Genomic DNA, 21,596 nt, shown 5'->3' with positions numbered 1-21,596 from the left:
CCTCACGTCTCGTGCCGTGGCCGAGCGGCGACGGCCCCGTGCCACCTCGTGCGGCGATTGTTCGACGGAACGGCGAGCTTGTCGGTGAGCTTCTCGTGTGGATGAAGGATGGTCGACTGGTGGGGATCGAACAGACGTGGTTCACCGAAGAGCCCCCTACACGTTGGCCGTCGGCTGGAGAACTGGCTTTCCGGTGATGGGCCGGGCGGCTACCACGTCAGGGAGCGGGGCGATGTCCCCCCGCCAGCTAAATTCGGTTTGGTTGTTCGTCTGTGGTTTGCGTCAGAATGCTGGCGTCAACGAGGCGGTCGATACACTCTGTCGGCCTCTTCGGTCAGGGCTTGCAGCTCGCGGTTCAGCGACGTGTAAGCCACCCCCTGCCCATGTCTACTACCTCTCCACTGACACGGAACCTCAGAACTTCCGACTTATTCCGCATGGCTCGTAGCCCGGCCTAGCCCGAGCAGCCAGCCGGCACCGAAGGCGAGCGCGACCAACCCGACGATGAACACCACCATCCCGATCTGACTCTGTGGCGAGAGCAGCCCGGCTGGCGGAAAGAAGGTCGAATCGCCGAGCGGCGCATACGCGTACCAGCCGAAGCTCGCTTGATTGCTCGGCAGGAGCAGGAGCACCAGGCCGATGGCGGCTGCCACGGCGCCGAGGATGACCAGGAACACGCTCACCCGACGCGAGGGGTGTGAGTGTGAACCTCCGCCGTGCCCAGCCTCTATCTCGCCCATGAGGTCATGTTAGAGGACGGATCGCGGACGCGAAGCGTCACCCGCGCCGCCGCGACTACCCCGCGAAGTCTCCGAGCGCGAGCCTCGTCACGACCTCGGTGAACACGCGCGCGCCCGCGACCAGGTCGGTGTCGTGGGTGAATTCCTTCTCATTGTGGGACACCCCGTTCACGCTCGGTACGAAGATGAGGATGACGGGAACCGTTTCCTTCAGGTTCGTGGCGTCGTGGCCGGCGAGGGTGAGCACCCGCATGCTGTCGAGCCCGAGGTGCTCGGCGGCCGTCTCGGTGATCGCCAGCCCGGTCTCGAGAAAAGGCCCGCTCTCCCAGACGCTGGAGGTGAGGACTTCGATGCGCACGCCGGTTTCCGACTCGATGGTGTGCATCCGCTGTTTCAGAATTTCGAAGGCACCGGCAAGGATGCTGGATTCCCGGGCCCGCAGGTCGGCGAGCAGCCGCACTTCGCGGGCGATGGTCACGGGGGAGTTGGGCCCGACCGTGAACTCGCCGACGGATGCGTGTAGCACCTCGTCGTCGAACTCGCGGACCAGCTCGTTGATCGCGACGACGAGCCTGGAGGCGCCGAGGAGGGCGTCGCGGCGGTCCCGCATCAGGGTTGAGCCGGTGTGGGACTGCTCTCCGAGCATGACGATCTCGTATTTGTAGGCGCACCAGGTGCTCGCGACGACGCCGATCGGTACCCCGGCGTCCTCGAGCGTGCGGCCCTGTTCCACGTGGATCTCGGCGTAACCGGCCACGTCGGGTCCGACGAAGCCGCCGCGGCCGCCGATGGCGTCGAGCGCTTCTCGCACGCTCGTGCCTCTCGGGTCTGTCGTCGCGAGGGCGACCTCGAGGTCGAGCCGGCCGGTGAAGACGGCGCTGCCCATCATGCTCGGCTTGAACCGTGACCCCTCCTCGTTGAACCAGTCGACCACGGCGATGTTGTACCGGGGAGTGATGCCCGAGGCCGCGAAATCACGGTGTGCGCGGTGCGCGGCATGCCCGGCGGCGAGCACGCCGTACGCGCCGTCGTACCGACCGGCGAGGGGCTGGCTGTCCAGGTGCGAGCCGAACAGCACGTACGGGGCGCCCGGCACGAGCTCGAGCAGGCCGAAGATGTTGCCGATCGGGTCGACCTCCACCCGGAAGCCGCGGTCGGCCAGCCAGGCCGAGAACCAGGACCGCGTCTGGCCGTCGGCCGCGCTCGCCGCCTGGCGGTCGACACCGCCGCCGCTGGTCGCGCCGAATTCGGACATGGTGCGGAAATCGGCCAGGAGCGCTGCGGCATCCGCTTCGGCGTTCGCGTCGACAATCGTGTTCGCGGTCATCGTCTAGCTCCAGTCTCTCTGCAGTTCCATGGTCGAGCAGTGCACGCTGCCGCCGTTCTTGAGCATCTCGCGGTAAGCGACGGGCAGGACCTCGACGTCGTGCCGGTCGCTGAGAATCTCGGCCGTCCGAGGGAAGTGGTCGGGCATGATCACCTTGCGGCGATCGAGGGCGAGCATGTTGCACGCCCACTCCTCCCGGGGATCGACCTCGATGGTTTCGATGCCGAGGTCCCACAGCTGCGCCATGTAGTCGTAGGGCGCCAGCCTCGGGTTGACGAGGGCGAGGTCGTCGTCGAGCATGACGGCGCACATGTCCAGGTGGATGAGGTACCCCGGCAGGGTCACGCGCTTGAGACTGATACCGAATTCCTCGAGGATCCGGGCCAGCTGCCGGTACCCCTCCGGGTTGCAGCGCACCGAGGTGCCGAAGAACGCCGTGTCCGGCCGCACCTTCTGGAAGCTACCGCCCTCGGCGAGGCCGGAACCGGTGACGGTGCCGAGGATGGGCATCCCCGCGGCGGCGACCGTTGCCGTGATCGACTGTTCCTCGCCCCGGCGCATCCGCGGGGCGAGGCGCCCGATGATGGCTCCGCCCGGGATCGTGATCAACGGGTCGCGGGTGTACACGGATTTCGTGAACGTGGCGGGAAGCTCGGGGGCGAACACCACCTCGACGTCGTTGCGGGTGAGGGTGTTGACGAAGTCGTCGTACTGCGCGTTGAGAAGGTCGAGGTCCGGCGTGTCGCGCCCGGTCCAGTACCAGCGCAGTTCCGGGTCGACGAGGGCGCCGAGTTCCTCGTTGTAGGTGTTCGCGCGCACATTCGCGAGGCCCTGGCTCGGGCGTCGCATCAGCACGGAGCGCAGCCGGCCGACCTCGTCTGCGGCGCCCCAGCGACGACCCCAGGTCGCTTCGAGTTCCCCGGTGTCGCCGAACGCGGGGAACGCCTCCGGTCCAAGGAGCCGGTGGAACTTTCCGTCGGATATCTCGAGGGTGGAATCGATCTCTTGCATGAATGCTTCCTTCGCTGACTGGGTGGTGACGCGTGTCGATAGGGTCATGGGCGGATGCCGGATGCCGGATGCCGGGTGCGGCTCGGTGGGGAGGCTCAGGTCCTCGCGGAGAGGTGCTCGTGCACGGCCAGCCACTCGCCGCCCCGGTTCTCCAGAACGATCGACTCGCGTTCGGCGAGAGTCTCCACGGTGCCGTCGAAGCTGACGGTGCTGGCGACGTCGTGGCTGAACACGGCGACCTCGCCGAAGACCTGGATCCGACGCTCAGTTGAGACGCAGGAGATCACCCGGAAGTGGTTCTGCCGTTCCCACTCGTCCCACAGCTGTTCGTAGGCCGCCCGGGACTCGAGCCGAGCAGGCGTCGAATGGAAGAGGAATGTCGACTCCGGTGCGAACCGGGAGAAGTAGGCGTCCCGTCGATGGTTTCCGAAGTCGGAGATCAACGCGTCTGCGGCGGCGAGGGCTTCGGCGCCCGGGGTGCCGGCGACGACCGTGTCGTCGCTCACGACGCACGCCGTGCGGCAGCCCTGGCGTGCACGCGGGCAGCGCTCGAGGCGTGGTCGGTCACGACCTCCTGGAGCGGCGCATTCGAGGAGGGAACCAGCCGCGGGCCTTCCTCACCGAAGACGTAGCGGGGCTCCGGAAAGATCCAGAGGGCGCCGAGGTAGAGCACGGCTCCCGCGACGACGGCTGTCACGAGGCTGAGGTCCATGCCGCCGCCCAGGGAGCCTGAACGGGCCGACGATGACGGGCGGGTAGTTCGCGAAGAGGAGTCCGATCGCGGCAGCGCCGATCCAGGCGACCATGCCGCGCCAGTTGACGCCGGAGTTGAACCAGTAGACGCCACCGGTCTCGCCCTTGTTGAAGACCTGCAGGTTGCGAGCGTCGAAGTGCCCGCGGCGCACGATGAACCCGATCGCCATGATGACCATCCAGGGAGTCGTGGTCACGATGATGGCCCCGATGAAGGCATTGACGGCACCGAGCAGGTCGAAGAACAGCCGCCCGGTGAGGATGAACAGGAAGGCGATGACACCGATTCCGATGGTGGCCTGCACCCGGCTGAAGCGCGGTACTACCGAGGATAAGTCGAGGCCGGTGCCGTAAAGCGACGTGGTACCCGTCGACAGCCCGCCGATGAAGGCGACGACCATCAGAAGCACGGCGTACCAGATCGGGGAGGCCTGGATGAGGGCGAAGACGTAGTCGGCCTGGCCGGCGACGATCGTGGCGGTGGCGACGCCGAACAGGAACGGGATGAGCGTGAGCGCCTGGCCGAGGAAGGTGGCGAGGAGGAGCTTGCTCGTCGGCGTCGATTTCGCGATGTAGCGGGACCAGTCGCCGAGGAACGCGCCGAAGGAGATCGGGTTCGCCATCACGATGAGGGCGGAGGCGACGAAGGTGGGCCAGAAGCCGCCGAGGGCGAGGGCGTCGGGTCCGGGGTTGTAGCCCGCGTCGAAGGTGCCGGAGAAGGCGACGAACGCGAGCAGGATCAGGGCGGTGTTGGCGATGACAGCCGTCTTGTTGACGAGGAGCATGAACTGGAAGCCGAACACGACGACGACGATCACGATCACGCCGATGATGCCGTAGACGAGGGTGCGGAGTCCGACGGAGTCCTCGATGCCGGCGAGCCGGTTGAGGGCGCCGACGAGGGCGTCGCCGCTCACCCAGACCGAGATCGAGTAGAAGGCGATCGCGGTGAGGAGGGACAGGAAGGAGCCGACGACCCGGCCGCGAACGCCGAAGAACGCGCCGGACGAGACGGCATTGTTCGTGCCGGTGCGCGGGCCGAAGAGGCCCATCGGCATCAGGAAGACGGTGCCGACGAGCACGCCGGCGACGGTGGCGAGCACGGCCTGCCAGAACGAGAGGCCGAGCACGATCGGGAAGGTGCCGAGCAGCACGGTCGCGAAGGTGTTGGCGCCGCCGAACTGGATGCGGAGGAGGTCGACCCACGTCGATGTGCGGTCAGGGTGTGGAATGGTGTCGATCCCGTGGGTTTCGACCTCGGTGATCTTGGGGCGGGCATTGAGCACGGCGGTACCGGAATCGCCGGCGCCAGTGTTGCTGCTGGTCATGGTGAACGCCTTGTCTTTCGTAGCGGGTGGGGTCTCCGACTGCGCAGAAGAAGTTGAGATGACATTACGTTCACTGGGAGAAAATTGATAGATATGCAAGAATTATTTACCATGACGAAACAATCGATTGTCGATCTCTCCGTTCCCGTCGGCGCGGGCACGCAGGTCTACCCGGGTGATCCGGTGCTCGAATTCTCCGTGCACAGCACCATCGAGCGGGACGGCTTCAATCTGCTCAACGTGTCCATGGGCTCCCAGACCGGCACCCACGTGGACGCCCCCTTCCACTTCAGCGAGACCGGCCTGAAGATCGACGAGATTTCGCTCGACCGCTTCTTCGGACCCGGCGTCATCGTCGACGCCCGGGCAGCAGGGCCCCGCGGCCGCATCGGCTGGGAGTTCATCGAGCCGGTCGCCGACCAGGTGCAGCCGGGCTCGATCATCGTCCTGCACACCGGCTGGAGCGAGTACTACGGCACCGACCGGTATTTCGAGAACCCGTTTCTCGATGCGGATGCCTGCCGCCGCCTGATCGCGCTCGGCGCGCGAACGTTCGCGATCGATGCGATCAACATTGATGAAACCCCCGATGGAACCCATCCCGGTGAGGGATTCCCCGTGCATCACCTCATCGCGGATGTCGACGGCGTGATCGGGGAGAATCTGACGAATATCGCGGCGATCGACTTCCCTGCGCCGGTGATCTCGCTTCTTCCGATAGCTTTTGAAGCGGCAGATGGTGCCCCGGTGCGAGCTGTGGCGATTCGGCTCGAACCGTAGGGACGTTGAAATGGCACGTCAGATTCCGATTGGAGCGCGGCTCCGCGCTGCCCGGCAGGCCAAGAACCTGACCCTGGAGGCGGTCTCCACCGCGGCGGGAGTCACTTCGGGGTTCCTGAGCCGCATGGAACGCGACCAGGTGTCGCCCTCCGTCTCCTCCCTCGTCGCGATCTGCGATGTCGTCGGGCTCCGAGTGGGAGAACTCTTCGAAGCGCCGGCCACCCAGGTAGTGCGTGCCGGCGAAGGGGCGCCGATCAACTTCGGGGGGCAGGGTGCCGAGGAGTTCCTGCTGACGCCGGGGTGTGCAAACCCACATGCAGGTGATCCACTCCCGCATCCAGCCAGGTGGGTCGGCGGGCCCGGACCTCTACGAGCTCGAGAGCGAAGCGGAGTTCGTCCTCGTTCTGGCCGGAGGCTCTCGAGCCTGGTCATCGGCGAAGACGTCTTCCTGCTCGATACAGGCGACGCGATGACCTTCCGCGGACGGGATCCGCATCGCTGGCGCAACCCGTCCTCGGCAGAATCCTGCGAAGTCATCTGGATGCTCGCCCCCGCGCCGTAGATGCACAAGGCTGGCTCGCACCCGCAGGTCTGCCCCTGCACCGCGCCTCAGCGCGGGGTCGGCGGTCTCAGCGCACCGAACCGGCTGCCGTCGCAGCGGGCACCTCGACGAGCCGGCCTGTCGTCACGTCGTAGATGTAGCCGTAGACCGGGATCCCCGCGGGAACAAGCGGATGCGCCTTGATGCGTGCTACGTCCTCCAGCACGCTCGCTGCCTGGTCGGAGATGGTCAGCCAGTCGACGTACTTCGCCTCGGTCGAGCCGGGGCCGGTGCCGACGTCGTAGAAGCCGGCCTCGCCGAGGGCGGCCGTCTCGAGGCTGTTGCCGAGCAGTCCGCGGATGACCTCGTCGGTGAAGAACTCCATCCCGCAGTTGGTGTGGTGGATGACGAACCATTCCTTGGTGCCCAGAAGCTTGTAGGAGATGACGAGCGAGCGGATGGCGTCGTCGGAGGCGCGGCCGCCGGCGTTGCGGATCACGTGCGCGTCCCCTTCGCTCAGGCCCGCGTACTTGGCCGGATCGAGGCGCGCGTCCATGCAGGTGAGGATGGCGAAGCCCCGGGCCGGCGGCAGGGCGAGCTCTGACTTGTCGCCGAATGCTTCGGCGTAAGCGTTGTTTGCTGACAGGACTTCTTCGAGAACGGTCATGGCTGGTCCTTCACGATGGGGTAAGCGGCCTCGGCTGGCGGACTTTCGAAAAGCGTAGTCAGCGATTCCGGAACAGGGAACTTTTGTTGCGCAGTGTTCCGTCCGTCGACAACGGCGCACATCGACCAGTTCATCGTGGGCAATGAGATCAGAGGCTTTTCGCCCGTGAAGGGGTCAGTAGCTACCGGCCGCTCCGGTCGGGACGGCGCCGGCGAGCAGCGCTGCGCTACCGGAGACGCCGAGCCGGCTCGCGCCCGCTTCGATCATGGCGAGGGCATCGTCGAAGCTGCGGACTCCGCCCGATGCCTTCACCTGGGCCCGGTCGCCCACCGTCCGCTTCATCAGGCGCACGGCATGCACCGTGGCGCCGCCAGCGGGGTGGAATCCGGTGGAGGTTTTGACGAAGTCAGCGCCGGCGGCAACCGCGGCCTCGCAGACGGCGACGATCTCGGCATCGGTCAGGGCCGCGGATTCGATGATGACCTTGAGCACCTTCGGTGCGGGGACGCTGGACCGCACAGCCGAGATATCGGCCTGCACGTCCGCGAAGCGGCCGGACTTGGCAGCGCCGATGTCGATGACCATATCGACCTCGTCGGCGCCTTGCGCGATGGAGAGGGCTGCCTCGGCGGCCTTGATGACGCTGTGGTGCTTTCCGCTGGGGAAACCGCAGACGACCGCGACCTTGAGGTCGGCGTCGGCGGGAATGGTGAGCGGCAGCATCGAGGGGGAGACGCAGACCGAGTAGGTGCCGAGCGCGATGGCCTCGGCGACGAGGGCGGTGACGTCGGCGGTGGTGGCTTCGGGCTTGAGTAGGGTGTGGTCGATGTAGCTGGCGATGCTGATGGTTTCGACGAGGGGTGTTGTCATGGGTGGGTCCTTACCTGGTGACGAATTCGGGGAGCCGCGCGACACGGGCGCGAGCGGTTGGCGTGGGGATGGGGCAAGCGTGGTTGCGATCCACGGCGCCGAGCTGGATGCTGCGGCGACCGAGGACTTCCGGCTGCTGCCCGATGCGCTGATCTCCTCGATCAAGACGAGGTGGCGGTCCAGTCCACCCAGCGAAACCAGGCATCACTCCGGCCGGCTTCGATGGCGATTCGGGCGATTCGGAAGCCGAATACGTTGTGCCGCACCGACGCCCGGAGCCTGTGTCGGCTCACACATCCACTCTACGCTGGGCGTGGGGCGCACGGTCGGGCGAGAGCAGCCGGAAGCGAAACGGGATGGTTCTCCGGCCGCGGCCGCGGCCACGGCCAGGGCGTGGTGTCGCACACCCTGGTGGCCGGGCGGAAGGGTGACTCCCGCCATCGCGAGGACCGATACCCACGTGCCAGGAACGGCAGGGTGCTGAGACAATAACGGCATGCGTTCAACCGGTGCCGTCGATACCCAGGCGGTTCTCCTCCGGCGGGGGCGGCTGCTCGAGTACATCACCCTGGGCTGGAATGTGGTCGGGGTCGTTGTCCTGGCTGTTCTCGCGGCGATGGCGTCGTCGGTTGCACTCGTCGGGTTCGGCTTGGACAGCCTCATCGAGATCGGTGCCAGCACGGTCGTGCTGTGGGAGCTGTCCGGCACCGGCGAGGACCGGCAGCACCGGGCGCTCCGGTGGATCGGTATCGCGTTCGTCGCGCTCGCCGCATATCTCTCCGTGCACTCGACCGTAGCCCTGGTGTCCCGGCAGCACGCATCGCCAAGCGTCGCTGGAATCGCCTGGACCGGCGTGACGGCCGTGGTCATGTTCGCGCTGGCATTCGGGAAGGCCCGCACGGGTCGCGACCTGGGAAATCCTGTGCTGATCACGGAAGGGCGGGTAACGTTCATCGACGGCGTGCTCGCCGTAGCCGTGCTCGGCGGACTCGTACTCGACCTGGTTCTCGGCTGGTGGTGGGCCGATCCGCTCGCCGGTTATGTGATCGTCTACTACGCGGTTCGCGAAGCGATCCACATTTTCCGGCCGGAAGCTCGGCCTCGGCCATGACCTCGGCCATGACCTCGTCCAGTCGACCCGGTCAGAAGGGTGTCGGGTTGCCGGGGTTGTCAGGTGTGGGGTCGAGGTTCCAGACGTCCACGACCGGGGTCGGCGGTTTGGGTGCGGGTGCGGGTTTCCGGGGTGGTCGCATATCGGCGGAGGGTTCGACGATGTAGCTGTACCCGGCCGGGGACGTCCACTCGATCCGACCATCACCGAGGTGTCTCGGTGTCCACCTCGTGTAGCTCTTGACCGCGTGGTGGTACGGGCACAGGTGGGCGAGGTTCATCGCGTCGGTCTCGCCGCCGTGCTGCCACTCGACACTGTGATCCAGGTCCGAGCGTTTCGCGGAGCGGCGGCAGCCGGGGAAGGTACAGGTCTCATCCCGCACCTCCAGCCATTTCTTGAGCGCGGCCGGGACCTTGTAGGTGTCACGTCCCATCGAGAGGACGACCCCGGTCTCGGGGTGGGTGAGGAGCCGGGTGAAGCTCGGCGCCCCGGCCGCGAGCCGCCGCGCGGTCTGGCGACCACGGCGGGCGCCTCCCACCCGCGCGCTCGGCCGCCTCCGCGCGGGCCCGGCCGACATCGGCCAGCACCCGCTGGGCGGTATAGATCGCCGCGGCCCGGCGAGCGGCGGCCTGATTGATTTCGCGGTCCGCGTCCCGGATCGCGTCATAGAAGTCTGCGAGGGACGGCTCCACGAGACCGAGGTGCGGTGGGTTCACATTCGGGTCGGGAGGGGTCCCGGGCGGGGGTTCCGCGGTGCTGTCGACCGGGCTGTCCACCGGGCTCTCCAGAGGGCTTTCCCGGTGGGGTTCTGAGGTATTTTCAGCTGTCATGCCGGTCACTCTACGGACCACCACCGACATTCCCGCGGCATCCACCACCCCACAAACCACCTGTGGATAACCCGGTCAGAACCACTTTGTTGAGGAGTGGCCGTCTCGGAAACCGGTCTCCTCGTCAACGTCCCGGGTGCGGTCACCCAGGCGTCTGAGAGACTGTGCGGATGAATACTTCATCACCGCAGAACAGCTCAAGGGCGGGTGCCCTCGCCAACCGCGGGGTCCAGGCTGCGTTGGTGTCGGCGGTGCTGTTCGGCGCAGGAACGCCGCTGGCCAAGCTTCTCCTCGGCGAGGTCAGCCCGTGGATGCTGGCCGGCCTGCTGTACTGCGGATCCGGGATCGGCCTCGGCCTCATCCGGCTGATTCGCCGGTCGCCCCGGGTCCGGCTCAGCCGCGCCGAGTGGGTGCCGCTCTCCGGCGCGATCCTGTTCGGCGGGATCTTCGGCCCGGTGCTCCTGATGCTCGGCCTCTCGAACATGCCGGCCTCCGGCGCATCCCTGCTGCTCAACGCCGAAGGCGTCTTCACTGCCGTGCTGGCGTGGTTCGTCTTCAAGGAGAATTTCGACCGGCGCATCGCCCTCGGAATGCTGGCGATCGTTGCCGGGGCCGTAATCCTGAGCGCTCCGGGCGGGGCGAACTTCGGCAGCGCCTGGCCGTCGCTGGCCATTCTGGGCGCGTGCCTCTGCTGGGGCCTCGACAACAATCTCACCCGCAAGATCGCGCTGACGGATGCGACGTGGCTCGCCGCCGTCAAGGGTTCCGTCGCCGGCCCGGTCAACCTGGCACTGGCGTTCCTCCTCGGAGCGCACCTCCCGGCAGCCGGCAACATCGCCGCGGCGCTCGTCGTCGGCTTCTTCGCGTACGGCATCAGCCTGGTTCTGTTTATCGTCGCGATGCGCCACGTCGGCACGGCGCGCGCCGGGGCCTACTTCTCGATCGCCCCGTTCTTCGGCGCTGTGCTCGCCATCATTCTCGGTGACGCCGTGACGTGGCCGCTCGTCGTCGCCGGCCTCCTGATGGCTGTCGGGATCTGGCTTCACCTCACCGAACGCCATGAGCATGAACACACGCACGAACCGATCACGCACGATCACTGGCACACCCACGACGAGCATCACCAGCACGCACATGCCGAGCCGGTGTCGCCGGGGACCTGGCACAAGCACGAGCACACGCACGAAGCCCTCACCCACACGCATGAGCACTACCCCGACATGCACCACCGGCACGAACACTGAGGTCGCTGCGCGACCGTTGCTCGTTGATCGTTGTCCGCTTCCCTTCGCGCGCACGGGGAACCGGGACGCGATGACCTCGGCGGCCTAGGACACCTTGCCCGGTCCATCCAGGCCGCCCGTGCAGGGCGAACCTGGTTCTGGCGCGGTGGCGGCGCCCCGGTAAGCGGCGATGAAGGCTGCGAGTCGGGGGTCGGCAGGGTCGGTCAGGTCAAGCTGGGCACCCCAGGCCGAGGCGACGACCGACGTGGGAAGCCCCACGAATGGAGAGAGGATCGCGTACGTCGACGGGATCGCCTTCCGCAGGGTGGCAAGCTGGTCGCCCGTGATGGTAGACGCGTCGTAGGTGATCCAAACGGCACCATGCTCGAGCGAGTGCACAGCGTTCTCATTGGGGACGTTCTCGGAATAGACGCCGCAGTTCAGCAGGGTGACCGAGTGGTCGCCGCCCACGGGAGGCAGCGGGGCGTACGCCACGGTTCCGGTGACGTGCTGGGCAGTCTGTTTCGGGAAGGTTTGCACGCCGGCAATGGCCGAGGGGGTCGCTGTCGACGCACTCGCGTTCTTCGGGGTGCCGCTTGTCGTGATGACGAGGACGACAACGACGACGAGCACAAGGACGGCGGACCAAGCTGCCGCGATTCCGATCTTCCGTTTTCGTTGTGCGACCGATTGTTCGTGCTTCAGGGCCGCGACTTTTTCCTGTCGGGAGGGCGTCTTGGGTGTCATTTCAGGATCCTTTTCGGTCTGGTGATACTTCGGCGGGAGGAATGCGGGTTACAGGCCGGCAAGGAGGTCGTGCATCTCCGTGATCTGTGCGGTTTGGTCGGCGATGATCTTCGTGGCCAGCGCCCGCGCGTCGGGGTTCTGTCCGTCCGTGAGCTCGGCGTTCGCCATGTCGATGGCGCCCTGATGGTGCTGGATCATCTGCTCGAGGAACAGCCGGTCAGCGGCCGGGCCGGTCGCGGCAACCAGGGCGGCCATGTCGCCGTCGGTCATCGACCCGGTGCTCATGTCCATTCCGGGCATGCTGGTGTCCGTCGCACTCCAGGCCGTCACCCAGGAGCTCATCATTGTGATTTCCGGCCCCTGCGCGGCCTTGATCCTTTCGGCGAGGGCCGTGACCCGGGGATCGACCCCGGTCTTGTCGAGCACGGTCTGGGCCATGGTGATCGCCTGCGTGTGATGCTCGACCATCGGCATGGCGAACGACACGTCGGCGTCATTGAAAGTACCGGTCGACTCGCCGGCGGATGCTGGGGTCGACGGGGTGCCACCGGCCACGCTGGTGCCGTTCGAGCACCCGGACAGGGTGAGGGCTGCAGCGAGGATGCCGGCGGCGATGAATGTGATGTGGGTTGTGCGCATGAGGAGAATCCCATCGATTGGAAGGCCAAAAAGGAAGTCGAATACAGGTCGGCGCGGTCGACGAGGGTCGACGAGAACGCCGTGCTACTGCGGGAGGGGTGGCTCGGTGATCAGACTCGACTGATCGACAGTGCGGTCAGCGACGGTGGTCGGGCGACCGGCACACTCCTGGCCAGTGCGGAGCCGGGCCGCGGCACACCGGAGTGGAGGGGAGTCAGCACATGGTGCTGTGTCGCAGCGCCGGTGTTCAGCGCGATCGGGCCGGTCGCACACGGGACCCCCGCCATCAGGCATCCGTCGGCGCACATTCCGACGCAGGTGGGAGACGCATTTCCCGGACGTGAATCCAGCATCGCTGTGACCTCCGCACCGGCGCCGCCCCCAGCGTGATTGCTCGGCAGGGCCGAGTCCATCGAGTGGGAGTGCTCGTCGGTGTCCTGGCCCTCGAGCATCCCGGCGTGCATGAAGAGCATCCCAACGAGGACGACTGTGAGGGAGAGGAAGGCGAAGAGCAGCCGCGTCCGCGAGGAACGCCGTTTGTCGTGGGTCATCGCCACCGCGCCCCTTGCCGATGCTGTGCGTGATGTTCACGCTCACTCTGACACTGTAGCCAGAGCCGGCTCGCGACTGCCTGACAAGTCTCGACGTTCGGGTCCAGTGCGATCGTCGCCGTCAAAGCCCTCATGCTCAAGCGCCTGCGACTACCCACGGAGTCCGAAGCCTCCCGAGCCTGAGCTGGCGCCGGGGGCCCGACCTGGATCAGGCCGTCTCGCCACGGGCAACCGAATGGCGATCGTCATTCCTTGCCCGGGGAGGGACGCTGCATCCGCTGTGCCGCCGTGGCTGGCCGCGATTTCCCGCACCAGGGCGAGGCCGATTCCCGATCCGGAGATCCCCGCCGCATCCCGGCCCCGCCAGAGCCGGTCGAAGACGTGCGGGAGTTCATCGGCGGTGATGCCGGGGCCGGTGTCGGCCACACAGAGCACCGCCTGGCCGTCGTCGGCCGACACGATCAGCGTCACGGAATCGCCCGGCCTGCAGTAGCGGGCGCTGTTGGCGAGGAGGTTCCCGACGGCCTGATGCAGACGTCCGGCGTCTGCGCGCACCCAGACCGGGTCGGCCAGGCGTGCGACAACAGTGAGCCCGGCGACCCGCAGTCGCGGCTCCCACTCGGCCAGTGCGTCGCGGGTGACCTGGGTGAGGTCGACCGTGGCCAGACGCATGGACAGGCCGCTAGTCTCAACAGCCGACAGCTCGGCCAGGTCCGCGACGATTCGTCCCAGCCGTAGCGACTGGTCGTGCAGCCCGGCGAGGCTTGCGGGCGTCGGCTCCGCGAGGCCGTCGCGCAGGCTCCTCGAGGCCGGCCTGGAGGGCCGCGAGCGGGGTGCGCAACTCGTGGGCCACATCCGCGGTGAGGGTGCGCAGATCACGATCGGAACGGACGACCGCGTCGGCCATGCCGTTGAACGCGGATGCCAGCTCGCCGAGCTCCCCAGGCGCTGGGCTCGTGGCCCGGGCACTCCGGTCGCCGGTTGTGAACAAGGTGGCAGCATCCGTCATGGCCCGGATCGGGCGCACGAGCAGCCGTGTGACGAACCAACTCGCGCCCAGCGCGATCACGAGCGCGACGGCGGCGGCGACGGCGATCCACGCCCAGGTGACGTCGAACACGGTAGTTCCCGCCATTGAACCGAACGTCAGCCGGACCGTGCCGACCTGGGTGCCGTCGACCATGACCGGCGCCGAGGCCACGGCCTGACCCATCCCCGAACCCATTCCCATGCCCTGGCCGTCGGTCGTGCCGCCCATCATTCCGCCGCTCGACGTGATCGGCGCTCCCGCCATGTCGAGGACCGTGAGACCTGCGGATGCGGCGTCACCGATGGCGAGGGTGCGCCCCAGTTCTGCGGTCTCCCACCCGCCGGCCGATCGATATGCGTCGGCCGCGGCCGCGGCTGCGGAGTCAGCGACCTGTTCGCGGCCGGCCTGCTGGGTGACCTGCACCCCCCGATCGACGCCGATCAGGGCAGCGACGCTGAGTACGAGCACCGACGACACGGCCACGAGCGCAAACGCGAGCAGGAGCCGTCGCCCCAGGGAGCCGAGACCCAGAACCTTCATGAGGGGTCGTCCTGGCGGAGCGCGAGGCGATACCCGACGCCGAGCACTGTATCGACGATGTCGGCGCCGGAGGGCCCGAGCTTGCGGCGCAGATTCTTGACATGGGAATCGATGGTGCGCTCGTACCCGACGTATTCGTAGCCGCGCACCCGGTTCACGAGCTCGTAGCGGGAGTAGACCCGACCGGGAGCGGCCGCCAAGGCCGCCAGGATGCCCCATTCGGTGGGCGTGAGGTCGAGCGCGGCGCCATCGAGCCAGGCCTGGTGGGCGCTGTCGTCGATCTGCAACCGGTGGCCGCCGTAGTTTGCCGGGCCGGTCGTGGCCGCCGAACCGCCGTACCGGTGGAGCACAGCCTGAACGCGCAGCACCACCTCGTGGGGACTGAACGGCTTTGTCACATAGTCGTCGGCGCCGAGTTCCAGCCCCTGAATTCGGTCCTCCGTCGTGCTGCGGGCCGTGAGGACAATCACCGGGAGGGTTCCGAGAGCGTGGATTTCCCGGAGGATGTCGGTGCCATCGATATCGGGAAGGCCCAGGTCGAGGAGCACCAGCTCACACGCGGACAGGAGGCGCAACGCCTCAGCGCCGGACGCTGCCGTGAGTACCGAGAACCCGGCTCGTTCGAGGTAGCGACGGAGGATATCGCGGATGTCACGCTCGTCCTCGACGACCAGCACTGTGGGCATACCTCACCCTAACGCTGGTGTTTCCGGAGGCGCCGACCCCCCGCTAAACCTCCACACCGTCTCCACACACCCGGCAGCCGGCCTGCACACCGGGCACCCAGAGTGGTCACCATCGACCCACTCGTCAGAGGAGAAACATCGTGCGCAGGAACACACTCATCGCCACCGCGATCATTGGCGCGATCGCGACAATCGTCGGTCTTGCCGGGCTATCCGTCGGCGCCGTCAGCGCCATGAACGGGAATGCCGCGGACGGCACAACCCGAGCCGGATCGTCCTGCACGCCTCCCCGACCGGAAGGAGCGATTGTGAACGTGTCACTACGGAATGCCGGCGGCTCCATGATGGGCGGCAACACCACGATGATGGGCAACGACGCACGGCGACCATCGGAAAGTGGCGGCCACATGCAGGGAAACGGCCAGGGCATGATGTCCGGGAACGGCAATGGAATGATGCCCAGCGGGGAGATGAGTCTGATCATCGACCGATCCAGCGTCCACTCCGGAAAAGTCTCCTTTGTGGCGACCAACGACGGCAGCATCACCCATGAGCTCGTCGTTCTTCCGCTGGCGGAGTCGAAGGCCGCAGGCAACAGCCCGATGTCCACCGAGAACAAGATCGACGAGACCGACAGTCTCGGCGAAGCATCGGCGACATGCGCTGCAGGTGCAGGATCCGGGATCGCTTCGGGCACCGCCGGCTGGGTGACGCTCACCCTCGCGCCCGGACGCTACGAGGTCGTCTGCAACCTGCCGGGACATTACGTCGCAGGGATGTACCGGGAGCTGACCGTCATTTAGAACGGATGCCGTCCAGACTGGCCGACGAGGGCATCCGTTGGTTGGTTCGCTCGATCGAGGCGAACCGGTCTGACCGGCCGTTTCCTCGGGCTACCCGGCCGTGCTGAGCGTACCGTGGGAAGGGAAGGACCGTCGCGGCTTCTCCGAAGAAGTCGCACCCTTGACAACGATGTTGGCGGGTCCACTCAACCAAGGAGGATACCGCTACGTCAATCCTGACTGTCCCAACGATTAAGACTGCACCACCAGCATCCGCTGCACCCACGTCTCCGGCGCTGCCCCGCGCATCCGTTCGATATCGCCGGCTCTTCGAGCCGACGAATATCGGGTCGATGGAGCTCAAGAACCGCTTCTCGATGGCGCCGATGGGGCCCCTGGGTTTCTCCGATGCGGAGGGCGGCTGGAATTCGCGCGGCATCGAGTACTACGTCGCGCGAGCCCGCGGCGGCGTCGGGCTCATCATCACGGGAATCACGCCCGTCACCAACCCGGCGGAGAAGTTCCCGAACGGCAGCGTGCCGATGCCGATGCGGAACCCCGGAGCGTTCCTTCGCACCAGTCGTGAACTTGTCGAGCGGGTGCACGCCTACGACGCCAGGATCATGCTCCAGCTCGGCGCCGGCTTCGGGCGCGTCATCATGAGTTCCTTCCTGCAAGGCGGCGCGCAGCCGGTCGCGCCGTCGCCGATCAAGCACCGCTGGTCTGAGGCCATCTGCCGCGAGATGACGGTCGAGGAGATCCACGCGACCGTGCGCAGCATGGGCGATTCCGCGGCACTGGCCCAGCGCGCCGGGTTCGACGGCGTGCAGATCCACGCTGTGCACGAGGGATACCTGCTCGACCAGTTCGCGACGTCGTTCTATAACCAGCGCACGGATGCGTACGGCGGAAGCCTCGACAACCGGTTGCGCTTCGCCCGGGAGATCGTCGACGAGATCAAGGAACGCTGCGGCGCCGACTACCCGGTCACGCTGCGATTCAGCCCCAAGTCGTTCGTGAAAGACTGGCGAGAGGGCGGCCTTCCCGGCGAGGACTTCGTCGAGAAGGGTCGCGACCTCCCCGAAGGACTGGAGGCCGCGCGCCTCTTCGAGGAGTACGGCTACGACGCCCTCGACATCGATGTGGGCACGTACGATTCCTGGTTTTGGAACCACCCGCCGATGTACCAGAAGAAGGGCCTGTACGTGCCCTTCGCCAAGGCGGTCAGCGACGCGGTCGGCATCAAGGTCATCTGCGCCGGCCGGATGGACGACCCGGACATCGCACTCGCCGCGGTCGAGGACGGCGCGACCGACCTCGTCTCGCTCGGCCGCCCACTGCTCGCCGACGCCGACTACGTCAACAAACTGCATAGCGGGCACCAGAACCTGATCCGCCCGTGCCTCTCCTGCCAGGAGGGCTGCATGGGTCGGATTGAAGCGTTCGCCGCCATCAACTGCGCGGTCAACCCGCAGTGCGGACGCGAGGCCGAGTGGCGCCTGCACCCGGCCCTGCGGTCGAAGACCGTGATGATCGTCGGCGGCGGAGTCGCCGGGTGCGAGGCGGCCAGGGTGCTCGCGCTGCGCGGGCACGTTCCCGTCATCTATGAGGCCTCCGCGGCCCTCGGTGGAAACCTGATTCCGGGAGGCGTCCCCGATTTCAAGGAGGACGACCTCGCGCTGATCCGCTGGTATGAGGCCACGCTCGCCGACCTCGGAGTCGAAGTTCACCTGAATGCGCGGGTCGACGAGAAGATGATCGAGGCATCCGCCGCGGACGAGATCATCGTCGCGACCGGTTCGGTGCCACGGCTCTTCGCGCTTCCGGGCGGCGTGCCGGTATTGTCGGCCGCCGACGTGCTCGAGGGCGTCTCGGATCCGGGCGCGACAACGGTGATCGTCGGAGGCGGCCTCGTCGGGTGCGAGCTCGCCCTGCACCTCGCCGACCGCGGAGTGAACGTCACGATCGTCGAGCAGGCCGAGGACATCCTCGACGTGTCCGGCCCGCTGTGCGAGGCGAACCACATGATGCTGCACGAACTCATCCCGTTCAAGGGCATCGCGACGGTGACGTCGGCCACGGTGCTGCGTGCGACACCGCAGGGTGTCGTCGTGGCCGTCGGCGGCAGCGAGCGGGAGATCGCGAGCGACTCGGTGATCCTCTCGGTCGGCTACGCCTCGAACGACACGCTGTACCGGAGCATCCGCGATTCCGGCAAGGAGATCCACCTCCTCGGCGATGCCCGCAAGGTGTCGAACATCATGTACGGGATCTGGGACGCCTTCGAGGTCGCCTCCGGCCTGTAGGCGGCGGCCTTCGCGCACCGAGCGCGGGTGTTGCGCCCTTCCGCCGGTGGTCCGCCACCCGCGCTGCGGCGCAGCACCCGCGCTCGTGCGAGAGCGAGTCTGGGGCTGAACGTGAGTATCGTCCGCGTTGATTACTAGTATGGTAGTAGTCAACGCAACCAGGGACCATCCGTCTCAGGAAGAGCTCCATCCCCAGGAAGGTGGCGACAATGACCGTCGCACACGCACCAGCACAACCCAAAGCGCACGCCGGCACGTACAAGCTCGTCCCGGAGAATAAGGGCAAGACGCTCGAGCAGATCCAGGTCGAACTGACAACGGCGGGAGCCAAGAACTGATGCTGATGCTCACGACCGAAACCATTCAGAACCTCGCCGCATTCGAAGCGGCCGGCATCACCGTGCCGCACTTCGACCGCGCCGCGGTCACGCGAGCCACCACGGCGAACCCGGCCTGGATCCACTTCGGCGGCGGCAACCTGTTCCGCTGCCTGCACGCCTCGCTGCAGCAGCGACTGCTCAACGCCGGCGAGAGCGACACCGGCATCGTCGTCGTCGACACCTACGACGACGAACTGATCGAGACGATCTACCAGGGTCGCGACAACCTCTCCCTGACCGTCGTGATGAATGCGAACGGTGATATCGAGAAGGAACTGATCGCGAGCATCACTGAGAGCCAGTACCTCGCGGAGTCGAACCCGGCAGGCACGGCACGGGTCAGGGCGATCTTCGCCAACCCGAGCCTGCAGCTCGCCACGGTCACGATCACCGAGAAGGGCTACAACCTGAAGGGTCCGGACGGCGAGCTCTCCGGGCTCGTGCTGGGGGACATCGAGGCGGGCCCGGACCACGCGCGGCACACCATGGCGCACCTCGCGTCGCTCCTCCTCGAGCGCTACAGGGCCGGCGCGACCCCGATCGCGATGGTCAGCACCGACAACTTCTCGCACAACGGCGAAAAGCTCCGCGACGCGATCCTCGTGGTCGCCCGTGCCTGGAAGGACCGGGGCTTCGTCGATGACGGGTTCCTCAGCTACCTCTCCGACCCGGCGAAGGTCGCGTTCCCCTGGAGCATGATCGACCGGATCACCCCGAGCCCCTCGGCCTCCGTCGCGAGCGAGCTGCGGGCGGCGGGATTCGGCGACACCGAGATTCTCGTCACGCTGAAGCACACGACGACGGCGCCCTTCGTCAACACTGAGGAAGTCAACTACCTCGTCGTCGAGGACACCTTCCCGAACGGCCGTCCGCCGCTCGAGAAGGCCGGGGTGTACTTCACCGACCGCGACACCGTCAACAAGGTCGAACGCATGAAGGTGTGCACGTGCCTCAATCCGCTGCACACGGCCATGGCGATCTACGGATGCCTGCTGGGCTTCACGTCGATCGCCGACGAGACCGCAGACGCCGACATTTCGGCCCTGATCGCGGGGATCGGCTACCGCGAGGGGCTCCCGGTCGTGACGAACCCCGGCATTATCGACCCGAAGAGCTTCCTCGACCAGGTCGTGGGGGAACGGCTGCCGAACAAACGCATTCCGGACACCCCGCAGAGGATCGCCTCCGACACCTCGCAGAAGGTCGGCATCCGCTTCGGCGAGACGATCAAGCTCTACCGCAACACCGACACCGTCGACGATCTGACCTTCATTCCGCTCGCGATCGCCGGCTGGTGCCGCTATCTGCTGGCACTCGACGACGAGGGAGAGCCGTTCGAGCCTGAGCCCGGACCCGATGAACGAGCACCTGCGCCGGTACGTGAGCGACATCAGTCTCGGCGACCCGGCGAGCGTCGGCAGGCGGCTGCATCCGATCCTCTCCAACCGGGAGATCTTCGGACTGAACCTGTACGACACCGGACTCGGTGCGCGGATCGAGGGGTACGTCGAAGAACTCGTCGCGGGCCCGGGAGCGGTCCGGAGCACGCTGCACAAGTACGCGAGCACCACAAGCACAAGCACAAGCACCACAAGCACCACAAGCAACGGCACCACAAGCAACACAGAGGAGACAGCATCATGCAAATGACATTTCGGTGGTTCGGACCTGACGACGACAAGATCACGCTCGGGCAGGTACGGCAGATTCCGGGCGTCCAGGGTGTCGTCGGCGCCCTCTATGACGTCCCGGTCGGCGAGGTGTGGCCCAAGGCCAAGATCGCTCAGCTGAAAGCACAGATCGAAGAAGCCGGGATGAGCCTCGAGGTCATCGAGAGCGTCAACATCCACGACGACATCAAGATCGGGCTCCCGAGCCGCGACCAGTACATCGAGAACTACAAGGAGACCATCAGGAACCTCTCCGAGTTCGGCATCAAGGTCATCTGCTACAACTTCATGCCGGTCTTCGACTGGGTGCGCACCGAGCTGGCCAGGACGCTTCCCGACGGTTCGACGACGATGGCCTACGACCAGTCGATCGTGGACACCATGGACCCCGAGGGCATGGCCGCATCGGTCGAGGGCGACTCGAACGGCTACGTCATGCCGGGCTGGGAGCCCGAGCGCATGAAGGGCCTCAAGGCCCTGTTCGCCCAGTACGCGGATGTCGACGAGCAGAAGCTCTCCGACAACCTGCGGTACTTCCTCGAGGCGATCATCCCGACCTGCGAGAAGTACGACATCAAGATGGCCATCCACCCGGACGACCCGCCCCGCCCGATCTTCGGCCTGCCCCGGATCGTGAAGAACTTCGACGACCTCAAGGCCATCGTCGAGATGGTGGACAGCCCGCACAACGCGCTGACCCTCTGCACCGGCAGCCTCGGCGAGAATCCGGAAAACGACGTTCCCGCGCTCATCCGCTATTTCGCGGGACGCGACCGCGTGCCGTTCGCCCACGTGCGCAACATCAAGCACCTCGGCAACGACAACTTCGAGGAGGCCGCGCACCTCTCGGAGATGGGTTCGCTCGACATCTACGAGATCATGAAGGCCTTCCACGACGTCGGCTTCGACGGGTACATCCGTCCGGACCACGGCCGGATGATCTGGGGAGAGACCGGACGCCCGGGATACGGCCTGTACGACCGTGCGCTCGGAATCGCGTACCTGAACGGGCTGTGGGAAGCCATCGACAAGGGCTCCAAGGCCTGAGTCGTCTGGTCGGGCGGGCCCGGACTGCCGCGCC

22 protein-coding genes are annotated in these 21,596 nt (G+C 66.7%); 8 read left to right on the top strand and 14 right to left on the bottom strand.

Translation table 11 applies throughout. The annotated features are described in order from the left end of the window. Window positions 1-428 precede the first annotated feature (428 nt). The 5 genes from KIV56_RS09715 to KIV56_RS09695 form a co-directional block, all read right to left on the bottom strand. Window positions 429-680 (bottom strand): hypothetical protein, encoded by a 252-nt coding sequence (locus KIV56_RS09715; protein ID WP_281533287.1) that lies wholly within the window; start codon window positions 678-680, stop codon window positions 429-431. 118 nt (window positions 681-798) lie between these two features. Further along, window positions 799-2,070 (bottom strand): M20 family metallo-hydrolase, encoded by a 1,272-nt coding sequence (locus KIV56_RS09710; protein WP_281533286.1) that lies wholly within the window; start codon window positions 2,068-2,070, stop codon window positions 799-801. Between the two features lie 3 nt (window positions 2,071-2,073). Beyond that, window positions 2,074-3,081, bottom strand: coding sequence for a dimethylarginine dimethylaminohydrolase family protein (locus tag KIV56_RS09705; protein WP_281533285.1), 1,008 nt, complete (start codon window positions 3,079-3,081; stop codon window positions 2,074-2,076). A gap of 95 nt (window positions 3,082-3,176) precedes the next feature. Continuing rightward, window positions 3,177-3,587: a nuclear transport factor 2 family protein gene (locus KIV56_RS09700; RefSeq protein WP_281533284.1), complete on the bottom strand. Its 411-nt coding sequence runs from the start codon at window positions 3,585-3,587 to the stop codon at window positions 3,177-3,179. 111 nt (window positions 3,588-3,698) lie between these two features. After that, window positions 3,699-5,162: a purine-cytosine permease family protein gene (locus tag KIV56_RS09695; protein WP_281533283.1), complete on the bottom strand. Its 1,464-nt coding sequence runs from the start codon at window positions 5,160-5,162 to the stop codon at window positions 3,699-3,701. A 93-nt stretch (window positions 5,163-5,255) separates the two neighbouring features. Here KIV56_RS09695 and KIV56_RS09690 point away from each other — a divergent pair, with 93 nt between their 5' ends. Continuing rightward, window positions 5,256-5,942: a cyclase family protein gene (locus KIV56_RS09690; protein ID WP_281536117.1), complete on the top strand. Its 687-nt coding sequence runs from the start codon at window positions 5,256-5,258 to the stop codon at window positions 5,940-5,942. Window positions 5,943-5,952: 10 nt separating this feature from the next. Continuing rightward, window positions 5,953-6,504 (top strand): helix-turn-helix transcriptional regulator, encoded by a 552-nt coding sequence (locus KIV56_RS09685; RefSeq protein ID WP_281533282.1) that lies wholly within the window; start codon window positions 5,953-5,955, stop codon window positions 6,502-6,504. Window positions 6,505-6,571: 67 nt separating this feature from the next. On the opposite strand, the gene KIV56_RS09680 is transcribed toward KIV56_RS09685, so the two are convergent. Beyond that, entirely contained in the window at window positions 6,572-7,150 is a 579-nt protein-coding gene (locus tag KIV56_RS09680) for a beta-class carbonic anhydrase (protein WP_281533281.1), read from the bottom strand. Window positions 7,151-7,324: 174 nt separating this feature from the next. After that, window positions 7,325-8,020, bottom strand: a complete 696-nt coding sequence (gene deoC / locus KIV56_RS09675) for a deoxyribose-phosphate aldolase (protein WP_281533280.1) — start codon at window positions 8,018-8,020, stop codon at window positions 7,325-7,327. 496 nt (window positions 8,021-8,516) lie between these two features. Here deoC and KIV56_RS09670 point away from each other — a divergent pair, with 496 nt between their 5' ends. Then, entirely contained in the window at window positions 8,517-9,131 is a 615-nt protein-coding gene (locus KIV56_RS09670) for a cation transporter (RefSeq protein ID WP_281533279.1), read from the top strand. 31 nt (window positions 9,132-9,162) lie between these two features. Here the strand turns inward: KIV56_RS09670 and KIV56_RS19730 are convergent, their stop codons facing one another. Beyond that, the gene (locus KIV56_RS19730; protein ID WP_348648373.1) at window positions 9,163-9,669 is read right to left on the bottom strand and encodes an HNH endonuclease signature motif containing protein; all 507 of its coding nucleotides are present in this window, start codon (window positions 9,667-9,669) and stop codon (window positions 9,163-9,165) included. 462 nt (window positions 9,670-10,131) lie between these two features. On the opposite strand from KIV56_RS19730, the gene KIV56_RS09660 reads away from it, so the two are divergent. Then, window positions 10,132-11,205 carry a DMT family transporter gene (locus tag KIV56_RS09660; RefSeq protein WP_281533278.1) on the top strand — a complete coding sequence of 358 codons (1,074 nt, stop codon included), beginning with the start codon at window positions 10,132-10,134 and terminating at the stop codon, window positions 11,203-11,205. A gap of 84 nt (window positions 11,206-11,289) precedes the next feature. Here KIV56_RS09660 and KIV56_RS09655 read toward each other — a convergent pair whose 3' ends face one another. From KIV56_RS09655 to KIV56_RS09630, 6 genes are all read right to left on the bottom strand, one after another. After that, the gene (locus KIV56_RS09655) at window positions 11,290-11,931 is read right to left on the bottom strand and encodes a DUF3105 domain-containing protein (RefSeq protein WP_281536037.1); all 642 of its coding nucleotides are present in this window, start codon (window positions 11,929-11,931) and stop codon (window positions 11,290-11,292) included. A gap of 48 nt (window positions 11,932-11,979) precedes the next feature. Beyond that, a complete protein-coding gene (locus tag KIV56_RS09650; RefSeq protein ID WP_281536036.1) occupies window positions 11,980-12,570 on the bottom strand; it encodes a DUF305 domain-containing protein in 591 nt (196 codons plus the stop codon). A 110-nt stretch (window positions 12,571-12,680) separates the two neighbouring features. Then, entirely contained in the window at window positions 12,681-13,121 is a 441-nt protein-coding gene (locus KIV56_RS09645; protein ID WP_281536035.1) for a hypothetical protein, read from the bottom strand. Between the two features lie 150 nt (window positions 13,122-13,271). Next, window positions 13,272-13,793, bottom strand: a complete 522-nt coding sequence (locus KIV56_RS09640) for a sensor histidine kinase (RefSeq protein WP_281536034.1) — start codon at window positions 13,791-13,793, stop codon at window positions 13,272-13,274. Window positions 13,794-13,809: 16 nt separating this feature from the next. Next, window positions 13,810-14,691, bottom strand: coding sequence for a HAMP domain-containing protein (locus KIV56_RS09635; RefSeq protein ID WP_281536033.1), 882 nt, complete (start codon window positions 14,689-14,691; stop codon window positions 13,810-13,812). Further along, a complete protein-coding gene (locus KIV56_RS09630) occupies window positions 14,688-15,377 on the bottom strand; it encodes a response regulator transcription factor (protein ID WP_281536032.1) in 690 nt (229 codons plus the stop codon). The genes KIV56_RS09635 and KIV56_RS09630 overlap by 4 nt, the downstream gene beginning before the upstream one ends. A gap of 140 nt (window positions 15,378-15,517) precedes the next feature. Between KIV56_RS09630 and KIV56_RS09625 the strand changes: the two genes are divergently transcribed. From KIV56_RS09625 to uxuA, 4 genes are all read left to right on the top strand, one after another. Continuing rightward, window positions 15,518-16,180, top strand: a complete 663-nt coding sequence (locus KIV56_RS09625) for a sulfocyanin-like copper-binding protein (protein ID WP_281536031.1) — start codon at window positions 15,518-15,520, stop codon at window positions 16,178-16,180. A gap of 212 nt (window positions 16,181-16,392) precedes the next feature. Beyond that, entirely contained in the window at window positions 16,393-18,465 is a 2,073-nt protein-coding gene (locus KIV56_RS09620) for an FAD-dependent oxidoreductase (RefSeq protein ID WP_348648556.1), read from the top strand. A gap of 209 nt (window positions 18,466-18,674) precedes the next feature. Beyond that, window positions 18,675-18,803 (top strand): hypothetical protein, encoded by a 129-nt coding sequence (locus KIV56_RS09615; protein WP_255454104.1) that lies wholly within the window; start codon window positions 18,675-18,677, stop codon window positions 18,801-18,803. A 5-nt stretch (window positions 18,804-18,808) separates the two neighbouring features. Beyond that, window positions 18,809-21,562: a mannonate dehydratase gene (uxuA, locus tag KIV56_RS09610; RefSeq protein ID WP_281536030.1), complete on the top strand. Its 2,754-nt coding sequence runs from the start codon at window positions 18,809-18,811 to the stop codon at window positions 21,560-21,562. Window positions 21,563-21,596 lie beyond the last annotated feature (34 nt).

Origin of the sequence: Cryobacterium breve (genome assembly GCF_027594785.1) — a bacterium.
Taxonomy (GTDB): Bacteria; Actinomycetota; Actinomycetes; order Actinomycetales; family Microbacteriaceae; genus Cryobacterium; species Cryobacterium breve_A.
The sequence above is the reverse complement of the archived record's forward strand: the minus strand, read 5'-3'. Positions and strand labels throughout refer to the sequence as shown.

Bases quoted from the DNA above. Each gene is read 5' to 3' on its own strand.
- KIV56_RS09710 (WP_281533286.1), bottom strand. From the start codon at position 2,070: ATGACCGCGAACACGATTGTCGACGCGAACGCCGAAGCGGATGCCGCA.
- KIV56_RS09705 (WP_281533285.1), bottom strand. From the start codon at position 3,081: ATGCAAGAGATCGATTCCACCCTCGAGATATCCGACGGAAAGTTCCAC.
- KIV56_RS09695 (WP_281533283.1), bottom strand. From the start codon at position 5,162: ATGACCAGCAGCAACACTGGCGCCGGCGATTCCGGTACCGCCGTGCTC.
- KIV56_RS09690 (WP_281536117.1), top strand. From the start codon at position 5,256: ATGCAAGAATTATTTACCATGACGAAACAATCGATTGTCGATCTCTCC.
- KIV56_RS09685 (WP_281533282.1), top strand. From the start codon at position 5,953: ATGGCACGTCAGATTCCGATTGGAGCGCGGCTCCGCGCTGCCCGGCAG.
- KIV56_RS09680 (WP_281533281.1), bottom strand. From the start codon at position 7,150: ATGACCGTTCTCGAAGAAGTCCTGTCAGCAAACAACGCTTACGCCGAA.
- deoC (WP_281533280.1), bottom strand. From the start codon at position 8,020: ATGACAACACCCCTCGTCGAAACCATCAGCATCGCCAGCTACATCGAC.
- KIV56_RS09670 (WP_281533279.1), top strand. From the start codon at position 8,517: ATGCGTTCAACCGGTGCCGTCGATACCCAGGCGGTTCTCCTCCGGCGG.
- KIV56_RS09660 (WP_281533278.1), top strand. From the start codon at position 10,132: ATGAATACTTCATCACCGCAGAACAGCTCAAGGGCGGGTGCCCTCGCC.
- KIV56_RS09655 (WP_281536037.1), bottom strand. From the start codon at position 11,931: ATGACACCCAAGACGCCCTCCCGACAGGAAAAAGTCGCGGCCCTGAAG.
- KIV56_RS09650 (WP_281536036.1), bottom strand. From the start codon at position 12,570: ATGCGCACAACCCACATCACATTCATCGCCGCCGGCATCCTCGCTGCA.
- KIV56_RS09645 (WP_281536035.1), bottom strand. From the start codon at position 13,121: ATGACCCACGACAAACGGCGTTCCTCGCGGACGCGGCTGCTCTTCGCC.
- KIV56_RS09640 (WP_281536034.1), bottom strand. From the start codon at position 13,793: ATGCGTCTGGCCACGGTCGACCTCACCCAGGTCACCCGCGACGCACTG.
- KIV56_RS09635 (WP_281536033.1), bottom strand. From the start codon at position 14,691: ATGAAGGTTCTGGGTCTCGGCTCCCTGGGGCGACGGCTCCTGCTCGCG.
- KIV56_RS09630 (WP_281536032.1), bottom strand. From the start codon at position 15,377: ATGCCCACAGTGCTGGTCGTCGAGGACGAGCGTGACATCCGCGATATC.
- KIV56_RS09615 (WP_255454104.1), top strand. From the start codon at position 18,675: ATGACCGTCGCACACGCACCAGCACAACCCAAAGCGCACGCCGGCACG.
- uxuA (WP_281536030.1), top strand. From the start codon at position 18,809: ATGCTCACGACCGAAACCATTCAGAACCTCGCCGCATTCGAAGCGGCC.